Raw genomic sequence first — 525 nt, forward strand, 5'->3', positions numbered from 1 at the left:
CAGACGGAACTGGCTATTCGCAGGCTCGGATGCGGGCGGCGAAACGCTCGCCCGCGCCCTGACCGTCATTGAAACGGCAAAGATGAACGGGCTCGATCCGCAGGCCTATCTTGCCGATGTCCTGGACCGCATCCACGATCACATGAACACCCGTCTCGGCGAATTGCTGCCCTGGAACTGGACGCCAATGGGCACAATCAAGACCGAGGCCGCGTAAACAGCGCCCGGAAGAGTTCCTCGGACTGCCTCAGGCCCTCATCGGTCAGGACAACCGACTTGGCCTTGTTGACCGGATCGGCAATCAGGCCCCTCGCATGCAACCGCTCCAAGGCGTCCCAGTCAAAGCCCTTCCACGCCCGCCGCTCGTCATGCAGCGTCAACCACATCAGCGCCAGAACGGCATCGTCTATCTTGTCCCGATCAATCTCCATGGACCGAGCCTACCACGGAGAGCCGTAGCGCGAGACACAACATCATCAACGCCTGTCAATGAAAAATGGCCGCGGTGCAAACCGGGTGGTTACG

At 60.8% G+C, this 525-nt stretch carries 2 protein-coding genes; one reads left to right on the forward strand and one right to left on the reverse strand.

Annotated features, from left to right (window positions below; all coding sequences use genetic code 11):
- The coding region (locus IEX25_RS19990; RefSeq protein ID WP_188717484.1) for a transposase domain-containing protein at nt 1-217 on the forward strand (217 nt) is incomplete at its 5' end.
- Here IEX25_RS19990 and IEX25_RS19995 read toward each other — a convergent pair.
- A complete protein-coding gene (locus tag IEX25_RS19995; protein ID WP_167623715.1) occupies nt 198-431 on the reverse strand; it encodes a DUF6429 family protein in 234 nt (77 codons plus the stop codon). The two genes, IEX25_RS19990 and IEX25_RS19995, sit on opposite strands and share 20 nt — an antisense overlap.
- Nucleotides 432-525: the final 94 nt, after the last annotated feature.

The sequence above is a fragment of the Paracoccus acridae genome (assembly GCF_014642735.1).
Lineage (GTDB): Bacteria > Pseudomonadota > Alphaproteobacteria > Rhodobacterales > Rhodobacteraceae > Paracoccus > Paracoccus acridae.